22 protein-coding genes and 2 pseudogenes are annotated in these 22,026 nt (G+C 37.8%); 15 read left to right on the forward strand and 9 right to left on the reverse strand.

Annotated features, from left to right (window positions below; all coding sequences use genetic code 11):
- Positions 1-2 precede the first annotated feature (2 nt).
- The 7 genes and pseudogenes from VSAL_RS05200 to VSAL_RS05230 all read right to left on the reverse strand — a co-directional run bounded on the left by VSAL_RS05200 (position 3) and on the right by VSAL_RS05230 (position 6,453).
- Positions 3-593, reverse strand: a complete 591-nt coding sequence (locus VSAL_RS05200; protein WP_012549712.1) for a DJ-1 family glyoxalase III — start codon at positions 591-593, stop codon at positions 3-5.
- Positions 590-1,489 (reverse strand): 2-dehydropantoate 2-reductase, encoded by a 900-nt coding sequence (gene panE, locus VSAL_RS05205; RefSeq protein WP_012549713.1) that lies wholly within the window; start codon positions 1,487-1,489, stop codon positions 590-592. Before panE ends, VSAL_RS05200 begins: the two co-directional genes overlap by 4 nt.
- Positions 1,490-1,590: 101 nt before the next feature.
- A pseudogene (locus VSAL_RS05210) lies at positions 1,591-2,427 on the reverse strand (nucleoside-specific channel-forming Tsx family protein).
- 283 nt (positions 2,428-2,710) lie between these two features.
- A complete protein-coding gene (locus VSAL_RS05215; RefSeq protein ID WP_012549714.1) occupies positions 2,711-4,054 on the reverse strand; it encodes an AmpG family muropeptide MFS transporter in 1,344 nt (447 codons plus the stop codon).
- Positions 4,055-4,161: 107 nt separating this feature from the next.
- Positions 4,162-4,722: a peptidylprolyl isomerase gene (locus tag VSAL_RS05220; RefSeq protein ID WP_083799281.1), complete on the reverse strand. Its 561-nt coding sequence runs from the start codon at positions 4,720-4,722 to the stop codon at positions 4,162-4,164.
- The gene (locus VSAL_RS05225; RefSeq protein ID WP_012549716.1) at positions 4,722-5,291 is read right to left on the reverse strand and encodes a YajG family lipoprotein; all 570 of its coding nucleotides are present in this window, start codon (positions 5,289-5,291) and stop codon (positions 4,722-4,724) included. The genes VSAL_RS05220 and VSAL_RS05225 overlap by 1 nt, the downstream gene beginning before the upstream one ends.
- A gap of 13 nt (positions 5,292-5,304) precedes the next feature.
- Entirely contained in the window at positions 5,305-6,453 is a 1,149-nt protein-coding gene (locus VSAL_RS05230) for a methyltransferase (protein ID WP_012549717.1), read from the reverse strand.
- A gap of 93 nt (positions 6,454-6,546) precedes the next feature.
- On the opposite strand from VSAL_RS05230, the gene bolA reads away from it, so the two are divergent.
- From bolA to VSAL_RS05295, 13 genes and pseudogenes are all read left to right on the forward strand, one after another.
- Positions 6,547-6,861 (forward strand): transcriptional regulator BolA, encoded by a 315-nt coding sequence (bolA, locus tag VSAL_RS05235; RefSeq protein ID WP_012549718.1) that lies wholly within the window; start codon positions 6,547-6,549, stop codon positions 6,859-6,861.
- A 396-nt stretch (positions 6,862-7,257) separates the two neighbouring features.
- On the forward strand, positions 7,258-8,598 hold the full coding sequence (locus VSAL_RS05240; RefSeq protein ID WP_012549719.1) for a Na(+)-translocating NADH-quinone reductase subunit A: 1,341 nt from the start codon (positions 7,258-7,260) through the stop codon (positions 8,596-8,598).
- A 3-nt stretch (positions 8,599-8,601) separates the two neighbouring features.
- Positions 8,602-9,846, forward strand: a complete 1,245-nt coding sequence (locus tag VSAL_RS05245; protein ID WP_012549720.1) for an NADH:ubiquinone reductase (Na(+)-transporting) subunit B — start codon at positions 8,602-8,604, stop codon at positions 9,844-9,846.
- Positions 9,836-10,606 (forward strand): Na(+)-translocating NADH-quinone reductase subunit C, encoded by a 771-nt coding sequence (locus tag VSAL_RS05250; protein WP_012549721.1) that lies wholly within the window; start codon positions 9,836-9,838, stop codon positions 10,604-10,606. The genes VSAL_RS05245 and VSAL_RS05250 overlap by 11 nt, the downstream gene beginning before the upstream one ends.
- On the forward strand, positions 10,606-11,235 hold the full coding sequence (locus VSAL_RS05255) for an NADH:ubiquinone reductase (Na(+)-transporting) subunit D (protein WP_012549722.1): 630 nt from the start codon (positions 10,606-10,608) through the stop codon (positions 11,233-11,235). Before VSAL_RS05250 ends, VSAL_RS05255 begins: the two co-directional genes overlap by 1 nt.
- A gap of 7 nt (positions 11,236-11,242) precedes the next feature.
- Positions 11,243-11,839, forward strand: a complete 597-nt coding sequence (nqrE, locus tag VSAL_RS05260; protein WP_012549723.1) for an NADH:ubiquinone reductase (Na(+)-transporting) subunit E — start codon at positions 11,243-11,245, stop codon at positions 11,837-11,839.
- 29 nt (positions 11,840-11,868) lie between these two features.
- Entirely contained in the window at positions 11,869-13,095 is a 1,227-nt protein-coding gene (nqrF, locus tag VSAL_RS05265; RefSeq protein WP_012549724.1) for an NADH:ubiquinone reductase (Na(+)-transporting) subunit F, read from the forward strand.
- Between the two features lie 165 nt (positions 13,096-13,260).
- Complete coding sequence (locus VSAL_RS05270; protein ID WP_012549725.1) at positions 13,261-14,298, forward strand: FAD:protein FMN transferase; 1,038 nt, start codon at positions 13,261-13,263, stop codon at positions 14,296-14,298.
- Positions 14,299-14,309: 11 nt separating this feature from the next.
- Entirely contained in the window at positions 14,310-14,543 is a 234-nt protein-coding gene (nqrM, locus tag VSAL_RS05275; RefSeq protein WP_012549726.1) for a (Na+)-NQR maturation NqrM, read from the forward strand.
- Positions 14,544-14,672: 129 nt separating this feature from the next.
- Positions 14,673-15,587, forward strand: a pseudogene (gene dinB, locus VSAL_RS05280) (DNA polymerase IV); the annotation flags it as partial.
- 347 nt (positions 15,588-15,934) lie between these two features.
- Entirely contained in the window at positions 15,935-16,456 is a 522-nt protein-coding gene (locus tag VSAL_RS05285; RefSeq protein ID WP_049940330.1) for an SIR2 family protein, read from the forward strand.
- Between the two features lie 77 nt (positions 16,457-16,533).
- On the forward strand, positions 16,534-17,415 hold the full coding sequence (locus VSAL_RS05290) for an IS982-like element ISVsa6 family transposase (RefSeq protein ID WP_012548944.1): 882 nt from the start codon (positions 16,534-16,536) through the stop codon (positions 17,413-17,415).
- A 3-nt stretch (positions 17,416-17,418) separates the two neighbouring features.
- Complete coding sequence (locus tag VSAL_RS05295) at positions 17,419-18,450, forward strand: SIR2 family protein (protein WP_231850880.1); 1,032 nt, start codon at positions 17,419-17,421, stop codon at positions 18,448-18,450.
- Positions 18,451-18,850: 400 nt separating this feature from the next.
- Here VSAL_RS05295 and VSAL_RS05300 read toward each other — a convergent pair whose 3' ends face one another.
- Positions 18,851-19,063 carry a helix-turn-helix domain-containing protein gene (locus VSAL_RS05300; protein WP_012549728.1) on the reverse strand — a complete coding sequence of 71 codons (213 nt, stop codon included), beginning with the start codon at positions 19,061-19,063 and terminating at the stop codon, positions 18,851-18,853.
- A gap of 108 nt (positions 19,064-19,171) precedes the next feature.
- Here VSAL_RS05300 and VSAL_RS05305 point away from each other — a divergent pair, with 108 nt between their 5' ends.
- Positions 19,172-19,708 (forward strand): hypothetical protein, encoded by a 537-nt coding sequence (locus tag VSAL_RS05305; protein WP_012549729.1) that lies wholly within the window; start codon positions 19,172-19,174, stop codon positions 19,706-19,708.
- Positions 19,705-21,105 (forward strand): DEAD/DEAH box helicase, encoded by a 1,401-nt coding sequence (locus VSAL_RS05310; protein ID WP_012549730.1) that lies wholly within the window; start codon positions 19,705-19,707, stop codon positions 21,103-21,105. The genes VSAL_RS05305 and VSAL_RS05310 overlap by 4 nt, the downstream gene beginning before the upstream one ends.
- 251 nt (positions 21,106-21,356) lie before the next feature.
- Here the strand turns inward: VSAL_RS05310 and VSAL_RS22290 are convergent, their stop codons facing one another.
- Positions 21,357-22,022, reverse strand: a complete 666-nt coding sequence (locus VSAL_RS22290) for a DUF2290 domain-containing protein (protein ID WP_012549731.1) — start codon at positions 22,020-22,022, stop codon at positions 21,357-21,359.
- Positions 22,023-22,026: the final 4 nt, after the last annotated feature.

Below are 22,026 nucleotides of genomic sequence, written 5' to 3' on the forward strand. Positions count from 1 at the left end.
GATTAGGCTTGATGGTAATTTAATGTTGGTAGTGTTACTAAGTCAGTCGCTAATTGAGCGGTCAGTTCTTTACCACCAAATTGCGTCACAATTTCCATTGCAAACTCCAGTGCAGAACCCGGGCCTTGACTTGTAATTAGGTTATTTAGTACATCGGTAAACACACGTTTTACTCGGCGATTTTGTTCTGGGATGTGGTGCATTAGTGCTGGGTAACACGTCATTAAAGCGGCAGGATAAATATTATGATGTTGGAGTACGATGGCAGGCGCTGCGCAAATTGCTGCAACCCATTTACCATCGTCTTTTTGTTGTTTTAGTAGCTCAATTAATAATGTACTGTCGCGGAAGTTTTCAGAGCCTTTTAATCCACCAGGAAGGACAATACAGTCAAATTCTTCATCAGCCACATCGACTAATTTTACGTCTGCCGTTAGTGTTACTCGTTGAGCTGCTTTCATTGTTAATGAACCATCAAAGGCCGTACTAGCAATGGTGACCTTAAATTTAGCGCGCTCTAAAATATCAATAACGGTAATTGCTTCAAGTTCTTCCGTTCCGGGAGCAAGACAGACTAGAATATTGGTGGTCATAATAAGTACTCTTCTAATTGTTTAATTTTATTATACAAGGCTTGGTTGGTTGGGATTGAAATGCGATGTTTCTTGGCTTGCTGTAAAAGATAACCAGTAATGAAGTCGATTTCACTTTTTCGTTGATAAAAACAATCTCGATTCATTGACGAGTAATTTACAGACGTTGCGGTAATCACTTGATTAACGGTGGTGATTAATTCCTTTAAAGACCAATCACTGTGATTTTTTTCAAGCACCAGATAGACTTCATTACAGATAGTTAAAACATCACTATGCAATTTAGGATGCAGTAGATCGCCATTTTTGCATTGATGGATTGCGGTTAATGGGTTTATTGCGCAGTTAATGGCGAGCTTTTTCCAAAGTGCGGGTTGGATTGAGTCATTCCATTCAACATTAGTAAGAGAGTGATCGAGTACCTCTTTCATAAATAAGCATTGCTTACCTAATGAGTTAAATGGACCAATAACCGTTGCACCTACACCAGTATGCTCTACGTGGTTTTTATTGTGTTTTAGTGCCGCGTGCGTCGTTGTGGCTTGCAGTATAGGGTGATGCGTTAGTTCATTTTCCATGGTATCAATTGCACCCATACCATTATGCATGAAAAGCAATATGGTCTCTTTTGATAAAAGAGGAAGTAACGGAAGAAGGGCGAGGTTAACTTGCCATGCTTTGACTGTAATAAAAAGTAAATCACAATGGGGTAATGATTCAGGATTGTCACAAGAGAATTGATGAGATGAGTTTTCTTGTGCAGACAAAGACAGTGATATATCTGAAGGGACGGTATTTCTTGTCCATAAAGAGACGTTATGACCTGCTTTTTGAAAATAACATGCCCACAATGAACCTACGGCTCCAGGGCCAAGAATGGTGATATTCACACTCATATCCGTCGAAGATAAATAATGAAAGTAGTGTAATGGGTTTACTGGAAAAAACAAAGGCGCTCATGATGAGCGCCTTAATAAAATCGAGATTCTAGCTTAAATTAGAATTTGTAAGTAACACTTACATAGTGGCTCACGCCTGATGATTCCCATTTGCCAGTATCACCTGTGAAGAAGTTAGTTGCAGAACCATCATCTAAACCGTAAATATCTTGGTAAGCTTTTAGGCCGTAACCAACAGCAAACTGGTTTGAATGCCAGTAGATACCATTAAACATAGCTCCACCATTGCTCTTTGTACCAGCCTTATCATCGTCCATACCTAATTGGTAATCAATGTAACCTTGGTAAGAAATGAATGAACCATTATCGAAGAAGTAGAATGGTTTGAACCAGTTAGCTGACACTTGGTAGCCGTTCCAATCTTTAGTGTTTAAATCGTAAAGACCATAAACATTAAGACCAACTTTACCTAACCAAGGAACCATGATATCAGAGCCTAAACCCCAGAAAGAGTTATTTACGCCGCCGTTATTGCCGCCCCAGTTAAATAGAGTTGCAACGTACAGTTCTTGAATAGGACCCATAGATAAATCTTTACCAGTTAGTCCATCTAAAGACATACGTGGTGCAAATTTCATGAACATTTTATCTGGTGATGTAGATTTATCTGTGTCGTCTTTGTTTGCTAGGTTGAATACATCAACGTAACCATAAAGATCAAAGATCCCAGAGCGACCGCCAAATTCCATCTCTAAATAGTCATGTGTGTTTTCTGCAGCTGTGCTTGATGCTGGCTTCTCATCAATTGAATACATGTAGTTAAACTACATGAATTTAAAATCGTTTTTATGAGTATCGCCGTCGGTGTAATCAGCAGCGAAAGTAGGAGCAGAAAGAGTAGCAAGAACAGATAGAGCTAAAAGGGATTTACGCATAATGGCATCTCTATAGTTATGTATTACTAATAATCAGCAAGTAGGTTTAATTCTTGCCCTTAAGTTGTGCACATAATATAGATAAAGTTCACTTTTTTAAATGCAAAAAATGTAATGTTGATGTTATATGTAGATCTTGATCTTGTTTATAAATTTAACTTTAAATAAACAGTGATCAAAATCACTTACTTGACGTTAATTTGACATGATTTTGTGATCTGGAAACAATAAAGCCCCCGAGTTAGGGGGGCTTTGGTAGCAAACTTGTTATGACTTCTCTGGTTTAAGAACCTTGAGACTTATCAAGTAGGGCTTTAAAGTGATCTTTAAGCATAAGCAACATAATTAGGCTTGGGATAACCATTACCGCTGTCAATATGAAGAATAGAGGCCAACTATTTAGATAGTCGGCAAGCTCTCCACTGAAAGAGGCTAATGTCGTCCGACCTAAGTTCCCTAAAGAGGCAAGTAAGGCGTACTGCGTTGCAGAGAAAGCTTCGCCAGTTAAAATAGTTAAGAAGGACACAAAGGCAACGGTAGAAAAAGCCGTTGTGAAATTATCAACAATGATGGTTGCTAAGAATAAGTGTTCGTTAGGGCCAACATTTGCAATCAATGCAAACATCAAATTACTTGCTGCCATCGCTACCCCACCAATCATTAGACCTTTAATAACACCAAAACGGACATTAATTAAACTGCCTAAAAGTGTAAAGAAGATGGTCGCTCCCCAACCAATTAATTTTGAGTAATAACCAATCTGTTCATTACTGAATCCAATTTCTTTGTAAAACGTAATCGACATTCTTCCTAAAAAGGCTTCGCCAATTTTAAATAAGAAAACGAATAACAACAGGGTACAAGCGGTTTTTACGCCATTACGTTTAAAGAAATCATAAAATGGTTCGATGATCGTTACGGAAAACCAAGTAGCCGTTTTTGAGCCAATGACTTTATTGTATCGTTCTTCTGCTTCATGTTGCAGTTCATCACGTTTAGTTTTTGGTTCTCCAACTAATAAAGTGAAGACCATTAATAGAGCCACAATCGCGGTCATACCGTAGTAGACATTATTCCATCCGATAGTATCTGCATTAACAAAAGCAAAATATCCAGGGAGGGAGTAACCAGTCCACCAACCAATAACGGCCATTGCAGAAGCTTGTGGCATTTTGGTTGACTCTGATTTAGGAAAAGTGTCTATACGGAAGGCATCAATGGCAATGTCTTGAGTAGAAGAAGCGATTGAAATAACGAGTGCGAACATTGAGATAAGCACCAGATTATCGGTAGGGTTTAAACCTGCAATTTGGAAGGTTGAGACTAATACAATGCCTTGGCAGAGGAAAATCCAACTTTTACGTTGCCCTAATTTTTTACTCAGGAAAGGTAATTTTACACGGTCAACCAAAGGTGCCCACATAAAATTAATGGCATAAACTGCAAATACTGAACCGAAATAGCCAATAGCAGCACGAGTTAACCCTGCATCTTGAAGCCAACCTGACATATTTGAGCCGATAAGAACCCACGGGAAACCACTTGAACAACCAAGCATAAAAACCCAAAGTAGGCGTTTATCCATGTAACTTTTAATTGCGGTTTTCCATTGCATCGAATGGGACATGTAACGCTCCTTGTTATTCTTATAATAGGAATAAAAGAGGGAAATAATTCAGCATAAACAACAGAGCAGCTCGAAAGCTGCTCTGTAATTGGATTATCTTAACTTGATTATTTAATCAATGTTGCTTTAGTTATGATAATTGGCTCAACGGGAATATCACGCATCCCATTGGCAAGGGCTTTGGTTGGTTTTGAGGCCATTTTTTGAATAATGTCAAAACCTTGGGTTACTTTACCAAAAACAGCATAACCTGGTGGACGTTGATTTGCGTTTAAGAAATCATTGTCATTTAAGTTAATGTAAAACTGACGAGTTGCTGAATCCGGGTTATTGGTACGAGCCATTGCAACCGTAGCGGTATCATTACCTAAACCGTTATAACCTTCGTTTTTAATTGGGCCATAATTCGATTTTTTCAGCATGTCTTTATCAAAACCGCCGCCTTGAGCCATAAAGCCAGGGATCACTCGATGGAATTGCGTTCCTACGTAGCTTCCATCTTCGACATAGCGAATAAAGTTAGCGACAGAAATTGGCGCTTTCTCTGCATTGAGCTCAATAGTAAAGCTCCCTAATGTGGTATCAAATTTTACGGATTCAGCCAATGCTGATTGATTGAAGCCAAGTGCGGCAATTAAAAGAGCCACTTTTGATGTTAGTTTCATGATTAGAAATTACCTTTAATGTAGGTTTGAAGTTCTTCATCAACGGCAATCTTATCTAATACTGCATTGATAAGATCGTTAAGTACGCCTTCAATTGCTTCATTATCAGCACTCATCGCGCCCGTTTTCTCAGAAACACCAGTGTAGGTTTTAACAAATTTACCTTGTGGAGTTTCAGCGGTTATTTGAAGTTTCACTTCTGTTTTCATGTCATTGCTCATTAGAGAGTGTTGAACACTGACTAATGCTTCAATGATGTCTAAACGTAAGGTGTTATCACTGTCTACGGTAATTACAAACCCTTGAGCTTTCAATTGAGTAGATAACGCATCTTCCAGCGTTACGCGTAAATTTTGCTTAGCGTGAATAGGTTGTACGTTCTGGCGTCCGTTATCAATAACAGCGACGTATTGTGCTGTTCTAAGATCGCTACTATCCAAAGTAAGCGTCGTGCCATCAACAATTTGGTGTGCACTTGAAGAAGCAACAGGTCGGATATCCAACTGAGGATCAGAAGGAGCACTACATGCAGCTAAAAATAGAGCAGAAAGGGCAATAATGGCCTTTTTCATTGGGGAATCCTTTTTATTTTGATTTTTCAGCTTTAACGGCTTCTAAAATAACGAATTTGGAATTGCTAGCAATGGTGGTGACGTTTTCTTCACCGAACAAGCGACATAATTTATCATCATAATCAAGATGACGGTTTCCAATAACTAATAATTTCCCTTCTTTGCATAAGATGTGCTTAGCATCACAGAACATTTGCCATGCAATATGGTCAGTAACGGCTTGGCCTTGATGAAAAGGAGGATTACATAATACTAAGTAACTGCTGTGTTTTTTAAATCCATCCAAACAGTTATTCGCAATAAACTGAAATTGACGTTCTTTGCCTAGATTGACTTCTAAATTACGACGAGCTGATTCTACAGCCATAAAGCTTTCATCTATGCAGGTAATTCGTGCTTCTGGATTTAGTTGAGCAGCTTTAACACTCAAAACACCATTGCCACAACCTAAGTCGATGATATGACGCAATTCTGCATCAACTGGAATATGTTCAAGCATAAAACGAGCGCCTTGATCTAAACGCTCACCTGAATACACATTAGGGTAATTTAGCAGATCGATATCTTCATTATCAACACTCCAACACACGGCTTCTGCAATGGTTAGTGGATTGGTTGCATTTGCATTTGAGAAAACTAGGCGGTGTTTTTTCCAAGCTAATGATGTCTTGGTTTCCCCTAAATAGTCTTCAAAAACTTCAAGTGTTGAGCTGTGTATTTCTTTCGCTTTATTTACGGCAATAATTGGGCATTCAGCCGTCATTGATTGGCGAAGCTGTTGAAGTTGCCAAGCGAGCATTCGATTGTTTTTTGGGATTTGCATTATCACAAGGTCGAAACCTTCAGGCATTTCCTCCGTTGAAGAGATCAACTGTACGCGGTTACATTGATTACGTTGTAGGTTTTTTAATGTACCTCGTTGAGAAACAAACGAATCGGTCATCATGGTGACATTGTGCTTTTCAGAGAACCAGCAAGATAAAGCACCAAAATTATCATTTAAGATAAGGATGTTTTTATTGTCTTCTAGGTTTAGCTCTTCTTCTACATGCTTAATGATGAACTCATCACCGGCATCCCATGCTTGTAATAATTCTTGAGCACGTTTTGGGTAACGCTGTAGATTGAGAGTACGATCAAACAAACATAATTCAGTTTTCATATATAGGATCTTCAAATAAGGAACGCTTCTGGCTATTGTCGCAAATGGTGTATAAAGTGGAAATAGAAGAATTGAAATAAAGAAGGGATTTATATGATTCAGCAACAAATAGAGCAAAAATTACACTCAGAGCTGTCTTCATCATACTTAAAAGTATTGAATGAGAGTTATATGCACAATGTACCAGAAGGATCTGAGAGCCATTTTAAAGTCATAGTGGTTAGTGATCAGTTTAATGATAAGCGCTTATTAGCTCGTCATCGAATGATTAATGCAATATTAGCGGATGAATTGGCGAACCATATTCATGCACTAGCCATTCATACTTACACGGAATCAGAATGGCAGGCGTTGGATTCTGAATTGGTTCCGAGCTCACCTAATTGTATGGGTGGATCAAAAAGTTAATGATGAAACAAGATTGTTTATTCCTTAACATTAAGCAAACAATGGTTACTTTTTCTTGTTGATTTTTTACGTGTTACCCATGTCATTGCCACTAAGGTGGTATTTTTGATTTTTGAGCAATAATTGTGCACTGGATCTAAAATGCGTAAAGCATTTCAATGATTTCTAACAATGAAGAGCAAAAAATTGTGGGAATCTGGCTATTGAGCGTGGCATGCACACTATAAAAAATGCTAGAATCTTCCGCCTTAAAATAGCTTTTTTCGTCTTTATGTAAAAAGCATATTACTAGATTGTTATTGTGTTGATAGTTTTAATTATTAACACTGAACATGAATTAGTAATGTCGTGTCTTATATAGAATCCTTTTTCCCAATTAAATTAGTGCAAGTGCGTATGATTACAATAAAAAAGGGTTTGGATCTTCCTATAGCAGGAGTTCCAACTCAGGTGATTAATGATGGTAATTCCATCACTAAAGTCGCCTTGCTTGGCGAAGAGTATGTTGGTATGCGTCCTACGATGCATGCTCGCGTTGAAGATGTAGTTAAAAAAGGTCAGATTCTTTTTGCTGATAAAAAGAATCCTGGTGTTATTTTTACATCTCCAGTAAGTGGTAAAGTTGTTGAAATTAACCGTGGTGCTAAACGTGTACTTCAATCTGTAGTAATTGCAGTTGAAGGCGAAGAGCAGGTTACTTTTAATAGCTATGCAGCAAATCAGTTGGCTTCTCTTGATCGTGATGCGATCAAGCAACAGCTTATTGATTCTGGTGCATGGACTGCATTACGTACTCGTCCGTTCAGCAAGGTTCCAGCGATCGATTCTGAAACAAAGGCTATCTTTGTAACTGCTATGGATACTAATCCTTTAGCAGCTGATGCAGAAGTGATCATCAACCAACAAGAAGACGCTTTTGTTGCAGGCCTAGATTTATTATCTGTGTTAACAGGTGAGAAGGTTTATGTATGTAAGAAAGGTGGGAGTTTACCTCGCTCTTCTCAAGGCAATGTTGAAGAACATGTATTTGATGGCCCTCATCCAGCAGGGTTAGCGGGTACTCACATGCATTATTTGTATCCTGTGGATCTAAATAATGTGGCGTGGAGCATTGGCTACCAAGACGTTATTGCTTTTGGTCAATTATTCTTAACGGGTGAAATCTACTCTGACAGAATCGTATCTTTAGCTGGACCTGCCGTAAATAATCCTCGTTTAGTTCGTACTATTACTGGTGCTAGCTTACTTGAATTAACTGACAGCGAAGTAATGCCTGGTGAAGTACGAATCATTTCTGGTTCTGTATTAAATGGTACTCAAGCGTCTGGCCCTCATGCCTACCTTGGTCCTTACCATCAGCAAGTATGTGTTCTTCGTGAAGGTCGTGAGAAAGAGTTTTTAGGCTGGGCTGTCCCTGGTAAAAACAAATTCTCTGTTACTCGTTCATTCCTAAGCCATGTATTCTCAGGTCAATTGTTTAACATGACAACAACTACCAATGGTAGTGATCGTGCAATGGTGCCAATTGGTAGTTACGAACGTGTAATGCCTTTAGACATGGAACCTACCATGTTATTGCGTGACCTTTGTGCTGGTGATGTTGACAGTGCTGCACGTTTAGGTGCATTAGAATTAGATGAAGATGATCTAGGTCTATGTACGTATGTGTGCCCTGGTAAATATGAGTATGGTCCAATGCTTCGTGAGATTTTGGATACCATCGAGAAGGAAGGGTAATCAATGAGCCTGTTAAAGATTATTGAAAAAATTGAACCTCATTTTGAACCTGGCGGTAAATATGAGAAGTGGTTTGCGCTTTATGAAGCGGCTGCAACTCTGTTTTATACGCCTGGTTTAGTTACCAAAGGTGGTTCACATGTACGTGATAGCGTTGATTTAAAACGTATCATGATCATGGTTTGGTTTGCTGTATTCCCTGCAACATTTTGGGGTATGTACAACTCAGGTCATCAAGCGATTGTTGCTCTTGAGCACATGTACTCTGGCGCTGAATTAGCAGCTGTCGTTTCTGGTGACTGGCACTACTGGTTTACCGAAATGCTTGGCGGCACTATAAGTGCTGATGCAGGTTGGGGCAGTAGCATGCTACTGGGTGCAACTTACTTCTTACCAATATATGCCGTTGTGTTTATTGTTGGTGGCTTCTGGGAAGTGTTGTTCTGTATGGTGCGTAAGCATGAAGTAAACGAAGGTTTCTTTGTTACTTCGATTCTTTTCGCATTGATCGTTCCACCAACTCTTCCACTATGGCAAGCAGCGTTAGGTATTACCTTTGGTGTTGTTGTAGCAAAAGAAATTTTTGGTGGTACTGGTCGTAACTTCCTAAACCCAGCGCTTGCGGGTCGTGCATTCTTATTCTTTGCATACCCAGCTCAAATTTCAGGTGATACAGTTTGGACTGCTGCTGATGGCTTCTCTGGTGCTACAGCACTTAGCCAATGGGCACAAGGCGGTCAAGGTGGCTTAGTTAATACAGTCACTGGTAACACTATCTCTTGGATGGACGCATTCATTGGTAATATCCCAGGTTCAATTGGTGAGGTTTCAACACTTGCTCTGATCCTTGGTGGCCTAATGATCGTTTACATGCGTATTGCATCTTGGCGTATTATTGCGGGTGTTATGATTGGTATGGTTGCAGTCTCTACACTGTTTAATCTTATCGGCTCTGATACAAACGCAATGTTTAGCATGCCTTGGCACTGGCACCTAGTTCTTGGTGGTTTTGCGTTTGGTATGATCTTTATGGCAACAGACCCTGTATCGGCTTCATTTACCAGTAAAGGTAAGTGGTGGTACGGTATTTTAATTGGTGGTATGGCTGTAATGATCCGTGTAGTTAACCCTGCGTACCCAGAAGGTATGATGTTAGCTATTCTGTTTGCAAACTTATTTGCTCCACTGTTTGATAACCTTGTTGTTGAAGGTAACGTGAAACGGAGACTAAAACGCTATGGCAAGTAATAACGATAGCATTAAAAAGACACTGCTAGTTGTTGTCGGCTTGAGTTTAGTGTGCTCACTTGTCGTATCAATGGCGGCTTCTTTATTAAAAGATAAGCAACAATATAATGCGGTTCTTGATAAGCAAAAAAATATTGTTGCTGTTGCTAGCTTAAATGACAAAGGCACAGATATTCCTGCGATATACCAAGAATATATTGAGCCTCGTTTAGTTGATTTTTCAACAGGTGAATTCGTTGAAGGCAATGCAGCAAGTTTTAACCAACGTGCTTCTGCTAAAGATTCAGCAACATCAATTAAGCTTACGCCTGAACAAGATAAAGCGAAAATCATTCGTCGTTCTAATATTGGGTTAGTTTACCTAGTAAAAGAAGACAATGAGCTTACTCGTATTATTTTACCTATTCATGGGTCTGGTCTTTGGTCGATGATGTACGCGTTTTTAGCGATTGAGACTGATGGTAATACTATTGCTGGTATTACATATTACGATCAAGCTGAAACCCCAGGACTTGGTGGCGAAGTAGAAAATCCACAATGGCGCGCACAATTCATCGGAAAGAAACTGTTTAACGCTGATGGCACTCTTGCTATTAAAGTCGTTAAAGGTGGCGCTCCTGCTGATTCTGTATCAGGCGTAGATGGATTATCTGGCGCAACATTAACAAGTAACGGTGTTCAGCATACGTTTGATTTTTGGCTTGGCGATATGGGTTTCGGTCCTTTCCTTGCTAAAGTGAAAGCAGGAGACCTTAACTAATGAATACTAAAGATCTTAAAAAGAATATTTTAGCGCCAGTATTGGATAACAACCCAATCGCGTTGCAAGTTCTTGGTGTATGTTCTGCGCTTGCAGTAACAACGAAATTAGAAACAGCATTTGTTATGACTATTGCAGTAATGTTTGTTACTGCATTCTCTAACTTTTTTGTTTCATTAATTCGTAATCATATACCTAGTAGTGTGCGTATTATTGTTCAAATGGCAATCATCGCATCATTAGTAATTGTTGTTGACCAAATCTTAAGAGCTTATCTTTACGATATTTCTAAGCAACTGTCTGTTTTTGTCGGTCTGATTATTACAAACTGTATTGTAATGGGACGTGCTGAAGCTTTTGCTATGAAATCTAAGCCGTTACCATCTTTTATTGATGGTATTGGCAATGGTTTAGGCTATGGTTTTGTTCTTATCACTGTTGCATTTTTCCGTGAGCTATTAGGTTCTGGTAAATTGTTTGGTGTTGAAGTTCTTCCGTTAGTTTCTAATGGCGGTTGGTATCAACCAAATGGCTTAATGTTACTAGCACCATCAGCATTCTTCTTAATTGGTTTTATGATTTGGGCTATCCGTATCTTTAAGCCTGAACAAGTAGAAGCGAAGGAGTAAGGTCGAAATGGAACATTATATTAGTTTGCTTGTAAAATCGATCTTCATCGAGAACATGGCACTTTCATTTTTCTTAGGTATGTGTACGTTTCTTGCCGTATCTAAAAAAGTAAAGACGTCATTTGGTCTTGGTGTTGCAGTAGTTGTTGTACTGACTCTTGCTGTGCCTTTAAATAACTTGGTTTATACCTACTTATTAAAAGATGGCGCGCTAGTAGAAGGTGTGGATTTAAGTTTCCTTAACTTCATAACTTTCATCGGTGTTATTGCCGCTCTTGTACAAATCTTAGAAATGGTTTTAGACCGTTTCTTCCCACCTTTGTACAATGCATTAGGTATCTTCCTTCCGTTAATCACAGTTAACTGTGCAATTTTCGGTGGTGTATCTTTCATGGTACAACGTGACTATAACTTCACTGAATCGATCGTATACGGATTTGGTTCTGGTGTTGGTTGGATGTTAGCTATCGTGGCACTTGCGGGTATTCGTGAGAAAATGAAATATTCAGATGTACCTCCAGGTCTTCGTGGCCTAGGTATTACTTTCATTACAGTAGGTTTGATGGCGTTAGGCTTTATGTCTTTCTCTGGTGTTCAACTGTAGGGTAAGCACCCAATTATAAGGAATAAAAAATGCAAAGCATTATTCTTGGTGTAGCGATGTTTACCATTATTGTATTAATTTTAGTATTAGTGATTTTATTCGCTAAATCTAAATTAGTACCTGCAGGTGACATTACTATCTCTGTAAACGGCGATCCTGAAAAAGCGATCATTACACAACCAGGTAGCAAGCTACTTAGTGCTCTTGGTAGCGCTGGTATCTTTGTATCATCTGCGTGTGGTGGCGGTGGTTCTTGTGGTCAGTGTCGTGTAAAAGTGAAGTCTGGTGGTGGTGATATTCTACCAACAGAGCTTGATCATATTTCTAAAGGTGAGGCTCGTGAAGGCGAGCGTCTAGCATGTCAAGTTGCAATGAAAACTGACATGGAAATTGAACTTCCAGAAGAAATCTTTGGTGTTAAAAAGTGGGAATGTACTGTTACTTCGAATGACAACGAAGCCACTTTTATCAAAGAATTGGTTCTTGCTATCCCTGATGGCGAAGAAGTTCCGTTCCGTGCTGGTGGTTACATTCAAATTGAAGCTGAACCACATCATATTAAATACGCTGATTATGATATTCCTGAAGAATATCGTGGTGATTGGGATAAATTTAATTTATTCCGTTACGAGTCAATCGTTAAAGAGCATTCGATCCGTGCTTACTCTATGGCTTCATACCCAGAAGAGAAAGGCATTATCAAGCTTAATGTACGTATTGCTACTCCGCCACCAAATAATCCAAACGTAGCGCCTGGTATCATGTCATCTTATATCTGGTCTTTAAAAGAAGGCGACAAATGTACTATTTCTGGTCCATTTGGTGAATTCTTTGCAAAAGACACTGATAATGAAATGGTATTTATCGGTGGTGGTGCTGGTATGGCGCCAATGCGTTCTCATATCTTTGACCAACTTCTACGCCTTAAATCAACGCGTAAAATGTCTTACTGGTATGGTGCGCGTTCTAAACGTGAAATGTTCTACGTTGAAGATTTTGATGGCCTAGCGGCTAACAATGATAACTTCGTATGGCATTGTGCTTTATCTGATCCTATGCCAGAAGATAACTGGGATGGTTACACAGGTTTCATTCACAACGTACTTTATGAAAACTACTTGAAAGATCATGAAGCACCAGAAGATTGTGAGTATTACATGTGTGGTCCACCAATGATGAATGCTGCTGTTATCAGTATGCTGAAAGATCTTGGTGTTGAAGATGAAAACATCTTACTAGATGACTTCGGTGGTTAATCTCTCGAAGTGAAAAATATTGGCTGGCTCATCAATTGAGTCAGCCTTTTTTCGTATTAGTGCACTACATTTAACCAGACAAAGTACAGGGTTATAGGTTTTTTGGAATGTATATTCCTGTGTATTGTTTTGTTATTTAAATTTATGTTAATTAAGGAGTTGGCAGTGATTGTCAGTGTTACTCATTTAGTGAATAGAACCAAACTGATTTTGTTATCTTGTTTTGCTTTACTACTACTTACCGGTTGTGGTGAACAACAACGTGAACAAGTGTATTTAAATGGTCCAACGATGGGGACAAGCTATAATATTAAATTTATTAATAAAGATGGCTTACCAAAGCAAGATGTTATTCATGCAGAGATAGATAAACGACTAGAGTTAGTAAATGACCAAATGTCGACGTACCGTAAAGACTCAGAACTGAGTCAATTTAATCAGAGTACAGCATTAACGCCATTTACGGTTTCTAAAGATACAGCCACAGTGATTAGTGAAGCGATTCGCTTAAATAAAGTCACTTTGGGTGCATTAGATATCACGGTTGGTCCTTTAGTTAATATATGGGGTTTTGGTCCAGAAGCTCGTCCTGAGGTTGTTCCTACTGAAGATGAATTGAATGCTCGTCGTGCTATTGTCGGTATTCAGCATTTAAGTGCGACAGAAACAACCGTTACAAAAGATATCCCTAACCTTTATGTTGATTTATCAACAATAGCAAAAGGCTGGGGAGTTGACGTTGTTGCTAATTATTTAGAAGGATTAGGCATTACTGACTATATGGTCGAAGTCGGTGGTGAAATGCGAGTTAAAGGGAATAATAAAGAGAATGTTGCTTGGCGTATCGCGATAGAAAAGCCAACGGTTGATGAACGTTCTATTCAAGAAATAATAGAACCAGGGCATCATGCGGTTGCAACGTCTGGTGATTACCGTATTTACTTTGAAAAAGAAGGTGTACGTTACTCTCATATTATTAATCCTATTACAGGGAACCCAATAGCAAATAAAGTTGTCTCAGTTACAGTACTTGATAAATCATCAATGACTGCTGATGGACTTGCTACAGGGTTAATGGTGTTAGGTGAAGAGCAAGGCATGGCCGTTGCGAATAAACATAACATTCCTGTTTTCATGATTGTGAAAACTAAAAATGGCTTTAAAGAACTCTCTTCTGAAGCCTTTAAGCCTTTTTTGAAATAAGTGAGTAGATAATGAATACTTTTCTAATTACGTTTGGTGTTTTTCTTACTGTTATTGGTGCAATGGCTATTGGTTATATTGTACAACGTAAAGTAGTGAAAGGCAGTTGTGGTGGCCTTGGTTCTGTTGGGATAGATAAAGTGTGTAACTGTCCAGAACCTTGTGATGCACGAAAAAAACGTGAAGCTAAAGAAATCATTCGAGCTGAAAAACTAGCTGCATGGGAAAAAGATCGCATCGCGTAAGTTTTTTACTCTATAACTATCTTAAAACAGCATCTTTATAGATGCTGTTTTTTATTGTAAAAAAATCATTTCATCGCTATTATTTAACTGTGTATTTATACAGTTGATGTGAGTGTTGAGATTGAAAACGTGGAATTAGAAGCAGATAAAAAGGTGCGTAAAATCATTCATATTGATATGGATTGTTTCTATGCAGCGGTTGAAATGCGAGATAATCCTGTATTACGTGACGTTCCTTTGGCCGTTGGTGGAAGTGAAAGACAGCGTGGTGTATTAAGTACGTGTAACTATCAAGCTAGGAAGTTTGGTCTTCATTCTGCAATGCCAACAGGACGTGCGTTATCCCTTTGTCCTCACTTAGTGGTTGTACCTGGTCGCATGCAGGTCTACAAGCAAGTCTCTCATCATATACACCGTATATTTCGTCGCTATACCGATAAAATAGAACCACTCTCTTTAGATGAAGCTTATCTCGATGTTAGTGAATGTACGTTGTTGCATGGTTCGGCGACATTGATAGCTCAACAAATACGTAGAGACATATTTAATGAACTGCAATTAACCGCATCAGCAGGAATTGCCCCTCTTAAATTTTTAGCTAAAATCGCTTCTGATTTAAATAAACCTGATGGTCAGTATGTGATTACTCCGAATATGGTTATGGATGAAATTGACTCATTACCATTGGAGAAAATACCAGGGGTCGGAAAAGTAAGCTTAGAGCGGTTACATCGATCAGGACTGCATACTTGCAAGGACGTCCAACAGTTTGACCAACGTGAATTATTATTGTTATTTGGAAAAATGGGGGCTTCATTATGGAAGCGATCTCATGGAATTGATGAAAGAGAAGTGATTACAGAGCGTAATCGAAAGTCCGTAGGCGTAGAAAGAACATTTTCTCATAATATCAGCATGTTTGAAGAATGCTGGGAAGTCATTAAAACACGCTTGTATCCTGAATTAGAGTCGAGACTAATAAAAGCAAATGGTGATAATTATATTGCTAAGCAAGGTATTAAAATTAAGTTCGCAGACTTCCAACATTTTCCTAATGCATGTTTTTAGCTGATTTATTGTCAATGAATAACAGTATGTAAGTAATTATAATAATTAGCGCATAATGTACTAATAGTGTGTTTAATTCTTAATTAACCTATTGTATGGAACGATAATAGTTTGTCATTGTTCACTAACGGTATACCAATACCTTTTAGATAGATGTGTGTTTGTAAATTTACTGATTTAGTCAGCTGTATGGATGTTTTTTCACCAGAAATTGCGTGGTGTTGTTTTAGTATATTGAGTTACATCATTGTTTTTTAATGATGTTATAGAAGAGTTTATAACTTATAGTACACTATTAGAAACATGAATTGGCAGGGATAAAAATGAACATACGTGAGTTTATAGGGCATTACAGAAACCACCCTGTTTTGTTTGTAGGGGCAAGTTTAAGCCTACGCTATCTAAATAATGCTTTTACATGGGATGGATTATTAAAATACATCTCTTTTGAGCTAAAAGGGAATAATGAGTTTTATCTTGATACCAAAGCTGAATGTCGAGATAACGGTAGATATGATTACACCAAGGTCGCTACAAAAATAGAGCAAGAGTTCAATGCTGAACTGGGAAAAAATCGAAACGGAAAATTTAAAGAAATCAATGATGTTTTCTATCGTGAGATGGAAAAGGAAAACTACCTTAGCCGTTTCAAAATATATATTTCACAGTTAGTTAGTGAACTTGACTACAAAGAAGAAAAGCGAGAAGAACTCGCTGAGCTAAAGAAGATACGCAAAAATATTGGTTCTGTAATCACTACCAATTATGATGGACTGGTAGAGGATGTTTTTGGTTTTGAGCCTCTAGTGGGTAACGATATATTACTTAACCTGAATTCTGGATAAGGCTGAACTAATTGCCCACCTAACGATCAGATCTTTCGACCAAGAATTATTTGAACGTATTTTAAAAGGTGGGCAAGATGAATAAATTAGTTGATATATTTTGTGATGTCGATGATTTTTGTTATCAATTCTTATCTCAATGGGAAAAATACCTTGTTGAGGCTAGTGAGAGAAAAAGAAAACGTCAGTCAGTAATGTCTACTAGTGAATGTATGACTATTGTCATCGCTTTTCATCAATCAAATCATAGAGATTTCAAGAACTTCTATATCGGGTTAGTTCATCAATATTGGAAAGGATACTTTCCAAATTTACTTAGCTACACTCGATTTGTGAGCAAAATGCCTAGCCTAATCGCCCCAATGTGTGCCTATTTTCAATCTATCAAAGGTAAGCCGACTGGCATTGCTTTTGTTGACTCCACGAGTCTTAAAGTATGCCATAACATTCGAATTCCTCGCCATAAAGTCTTTGATGGTGTTGCGAAAAGAGGAAAAGGTACCATGGGATGGTTTTTCGGCTTCAAACTTCATTTATTGATTAACCATCTTGGAGAAATTATTTCGCTGAAAATCACAGCTGGCAATGTAAATGATAGGACTCCTGTACCTGATTTATGCAAAGAACTCTCGGGGAAATTGTACGCTGATAAAGGGTACATAGGTAAAAAGTTGAGTGAGAGCTTAAAGAACTCTGATGTCGATTTAGTGACTACCTCGCGAAAAAACATGAAAGCAAAAGAGATAAGTGCTTTTGATAAGGCTATGTTATCAAAGAGATACATTATCGAAACGATAAATGACCAATTGAAGAATATCTCTCAAATTGAACATAGCCGTCATCGTAGCGTGACTGGTTTCATGCTAAATGTAATTTCAGGCGTTGTGGCTTATTGTTTAAAAAAACAAAAGCCACGAATTAAGCTATCAGAATGTGAATTTGAACTAATCCTCGCTTAAAGCATGTTTTATCCAGAATTCAGGTTACTTAGTAACCCTTATGGTTCAGTTTACAAAATCCATGGCTGTTGTATTGACCCATCGAAAGTAATAATCACAGAAGAGGACTACAGCCAATTCAATGATAAATACGAATTAATTCGAGCTCAGCTACTTTCAATCTTTATCCATAACCCTATTATTTTTATGGGGTACGGTATTGGGGATGATAATATTAAGAGTCTGTTGAAGACTATTTTCACTTATGTTGAATCTAATTCTGCAGATGCAGAAAGAATCCGTAATAATTTTTTATTAGTTGAGTATGAACGTGATTCTCTATCGCATGAAATTAGTGAGCATGATATTGATTTAGAGGGATTTTCAACCATTCGAATCAATAAGCTGAAAACAGATGACTTTAATGAAATCTATACATCGCTTTCTAATCTGAACTTACCTGTTTCTGCAATGGATATTCGAAAGGTTCAGAGCATTGTTAAAGATATCTATTCTGGTGCTAGTGATGATGGAAGTAGTATTAAGGTAAACATTACAGAAGATATAGACTCACTTAACAATAGCGACAAGATTCTCGTAATCGGTTCGGCTAAATCCATTACATATGAACATAAAAACGCATCAAGTTTTATGTCTGACTACTTTGAAATTGTTGAAGAATCAAACCATCATTTGATTAGACTAATCGATAAGATAAAAATAGCGAGTTCGCAATGGTTTCCTATTTATGCATTCGATTTGATTTATTCTGACCTAGAAAATTCAGCAGTATTAAAAGATCAACAATTAAGAAAAATTGATGATAACGTTTCAGGTTTGCCAAGTACCGTTGAAACGACACATATGTGTTTACAAGGTATTTTTGATGATGATTCAGTCACACGAGCGAATGAGCTCAATGCCATTATGTGGTCAGTATGGCATGACAAAGTCCCTTTAGATGAGGTTGAAGTATTTCTTAAGCAGATGCCTGATAAAAAAGGAACTGGATATCGACGACTGCTATGTGCGTACGATTATAAAAGATATTGTTAGTAAAAAACCGCCTTTAGGCGGTTTTTTTATTCAAACTAACTAAAATCAAGTCCGATTTTATTGGCGATCACGTGTCGATATAATTGATTTCAAATAAATTATTTTTAGTAAGATTAGATGGTTTTTTGATGGTGTTGATGTGTGGGTCACCTTTGCTTTTAAGTATTAGTAGCGTATGTAAAGTTTTGTACTAATAAAAGACGAGGTGTAGTGTTCTGCCTAAATTTGTACAATAGCTCCGCGCATAATTAGGAAATATATATATTCATAAAATGTTGAAACAGGATTTTGAGCAATTGGGCAACAACTTGTTGCCCAATTTATCTGATGGAGAGAATCTTATGGTTCGATAGGCATTAAAAATAACTGAATCAGAGATGATCCTTAACATTGTTTACTTTCAGGTTAGTGGCAGCAACTCCGTTACATCACATTCAAGAGCGTCGGCAAGTTTGTAGACTTTCTCAAGGGTGATATTTACTTCACCGCGCTCAATACGACCCACATAACTTCTATCTATATCTGCTATTAATGCTAACTTATCTTGAGATACTCCTTTCACCTTTCGTATTTCTCGTAGTTTTTTACCAAAATTTGCCGCTAAGTATTTCATTTATCGCCCAGACAAAGACAAAAACTATCCTTAGTTGCGACATATAAAGCCACGGACTATAATCCGCATATTGAAAGTAAAGTTATTTAACTCCGGTAACCATTAACCATGACAACCAAATCAATAGATTTAAACCATTCTCTTTACAAAATCCTGATTGAAGACCAACTGGATAGCTTCTCAGTGTTAGAGCTAAGAGATGCATTTATGAAATCCTCTGAGTTACTCCAAGATAAAGATAATGTAAGGCGTTTTGTTTATCGTCATATCTTACGTCTTGAAAGGATGCAGTTACTGGAGAGAGTTATAGAAAAAACTTCCCAAAAAGCTAAATATCGAAAAACAGTCTTATTTTCTAAAGCAGTATGGAATACAGTCATTGAAGAAAGAGCTCCTGAATTAATAGAACCTAAGCATCAGGAGGGAAGCTTCCTTTTTCCTAAAATGACACTTCAAAAGCGGCTTGAGCAATGCGAAAGTGATTTTCTAGCATGTATTCATGAATTTGAAACCTATAAAAGCTTGTGTTCGGAATATCCTCATTTAGCGGATAGCTTACTTGATGTCCAGGGTCAAACTAAAACGCAGAGCTCCAAGCTTGTTGGTGAAATGCGAGCTATTAAGATGGCTCTTACTTTATCATGATGCCTTTACGTCAATGGCAAGCAGAGTGTGTAAAGTTGACGCTAGAGCGTTATGATAGTGGGCATCAACACTTTCTTTGTTTAGCTACCCCAGGAGCTGGAAAATCTGTTATGGCCGCAGAAGTCGCTTTTAGTCTTTTTAAGGGAAACAAAATTGATTTTGTGTTGTGCTTTTCTCCCTCTACAGCAATCTCTCAAGGATTAGAACAGACCTTTACTTCACGTTTAAATTGCCGTTTTGATGGCATTATAGGTGCTTTAGGAGCATCTTATACCTATCAAAACTTACAATTCTTTGATGACAAGTTCTGGGAGTTGATAAAGAAAAATCGTGTATTAGTGGTCTTTGATGAAATTCATCATTGTGCAGGATCAAGCCTTAAGGATGCAAATTCCTGGGGAGAAAAAATAATTGAAAATATTCAATTTCAAGCAACATACACTCTGGCTCTGTCGGGAACACCTTGGCGCTCTGACAAAGCTCCAATATGCTTATCTAATTATATCAATCCTAATAATGAAATCGAATGTAATTACGTTTACGGGTTAAATCAGGCTATAAGCGATGGTGTTTGTCGTTCCCCTAAAATTGTTTTAGTCGATAACGAAAAGATTACTTTAAAGAGCTCAAAGTCTGAAGCAAAGAGTTTTACCTGTATTAATGATTTTTTAAACGATTCTTTTGGTTCTTATCAGACACTAATTAATGATGAAAAGTGCATGATGTACCTGCTTGAAAAAGGCATAGAAAAACTTGAAAAAATCCGTAAAAATAAAAAAAATGCGGCCGGATTAGTCGTAGCATCATCAGTTGAACACGCAATAAGATTATTCTCAATACTATCCAATGAATTCAAGAAAGATACTGTATTGGTTACTTATAAACATAATGATCCAACCAGTACGATAAATCACTTTCGACACAGCGAGGCTGAATGGATTGTAAGTGTTGGTATGGTTAGTGAGGGGACTGATATTCCTCGACTTCAAGTATGCTGCCACTTAAGCAGAGTAAAAACCGAGCTCTATTTTAGGCAGGTATTAGGTCGGATTCTTAGAGTAAACAATGGTGATAATCAAGAAGCATGGTTATACACATTCGCCGAACCAAATTTGGTTGAATATGCTCATAGGATTGATCAAGAAATCCCAGAACAGAATTTAATTTTTTGTGAGGATATGGACGTGGCGGTCTTCACTCCTTTAGAACCAAAAGAAAACGACTCAAAAGGCTTAATATCTGACATAAGAATCGGTCTGGGAGAGTGGTGTCCTTTAAATGAAAAGAGTAGTGAGTTCCCGTTTACGGGAGTTTCTAACTATTTAGAAGAATCGGATGAACACTACTTTGATATTGTGGGTAGCTTTAGGCAACAAATCGTAGATGTGTTTCGATAGATAGTAATGGTAAATATGTTCAATCACACAATGATACGCTCAAAATAAAGTGATATGCACCCATTGCGAGATATTCAATTTGGTTTTTCTATCTCGCTGTGGATAGAAAAATGTTAAAAGCATTTAAAATGTTGTTAACTCCATGGGAGTCAATGTAATGGCAGAATGAAAATCATCTACGAGCCACTATATAGTGAATGAGGAGGAAGAACGATGATAAGTTCTTCCTCTGTTAGTTAGTAATTACGCATTTAGAGTGTATTTATGTGCAATCGATTTTTTTGCTCCTGAGTCAGAGTGTCAATCCTTCCCCATGTTTTTAAATTTTGATACAAAGAAGGATCCTGAGTGAGGACATCATAAAAATTCCGGACTATAAAAGTAACAAACTCTTTTAAGCATAATGGTGATTTTACTGGAATTCGACACGTTTCCTCACTTAAATGCATGTGAACAGTAGGATGATCTTCCGTAGCTTGACTTGGCGCATAATCAAACCGCAAGGGACTCCTAGCTCTAAAAGACTCTATATCACCAGTGCTCATTTTTTCTAGGATAATATCAGTAATATCATTACCATCTAAATCAGATGAATCGACATGAATTGGACAAGGATACCAACATAACCGATGCTTAACGATGGTAGATCGGTCTAATGTATATGAGATCTGAAACAGTGAACCATCACAAAGAAGCATGGAATATTGCCTATTCTCGACCAAACTACAATATTCTGATATTGATGAAAACTCTTCGTCTTTTAGAATATATCCATCATTGCCCCAAGTAATTTCTTTTAAGCCTCCTGCTTTTCTAAAAACAGAATGATTACGAGAGTCGTGAACTAAGCCTTTAATTTGCCATTGAAAAATAAATTTATTAATGGACTCTACTAAATGAACATCTCTAATTTCCATAGTA

Origin of the sequence: Aliivibrio salmonicida LFI1238 (genome assembly GCF_000196495.1) — a bacterium.
Classification (GTDB): domain Bacteria; phylum Pseudomonadota; class Gammaproteobacteria; order Enterobacterales; family Vibrionaceae; genus Aliivibrio; species Aliivibrio salmonicida.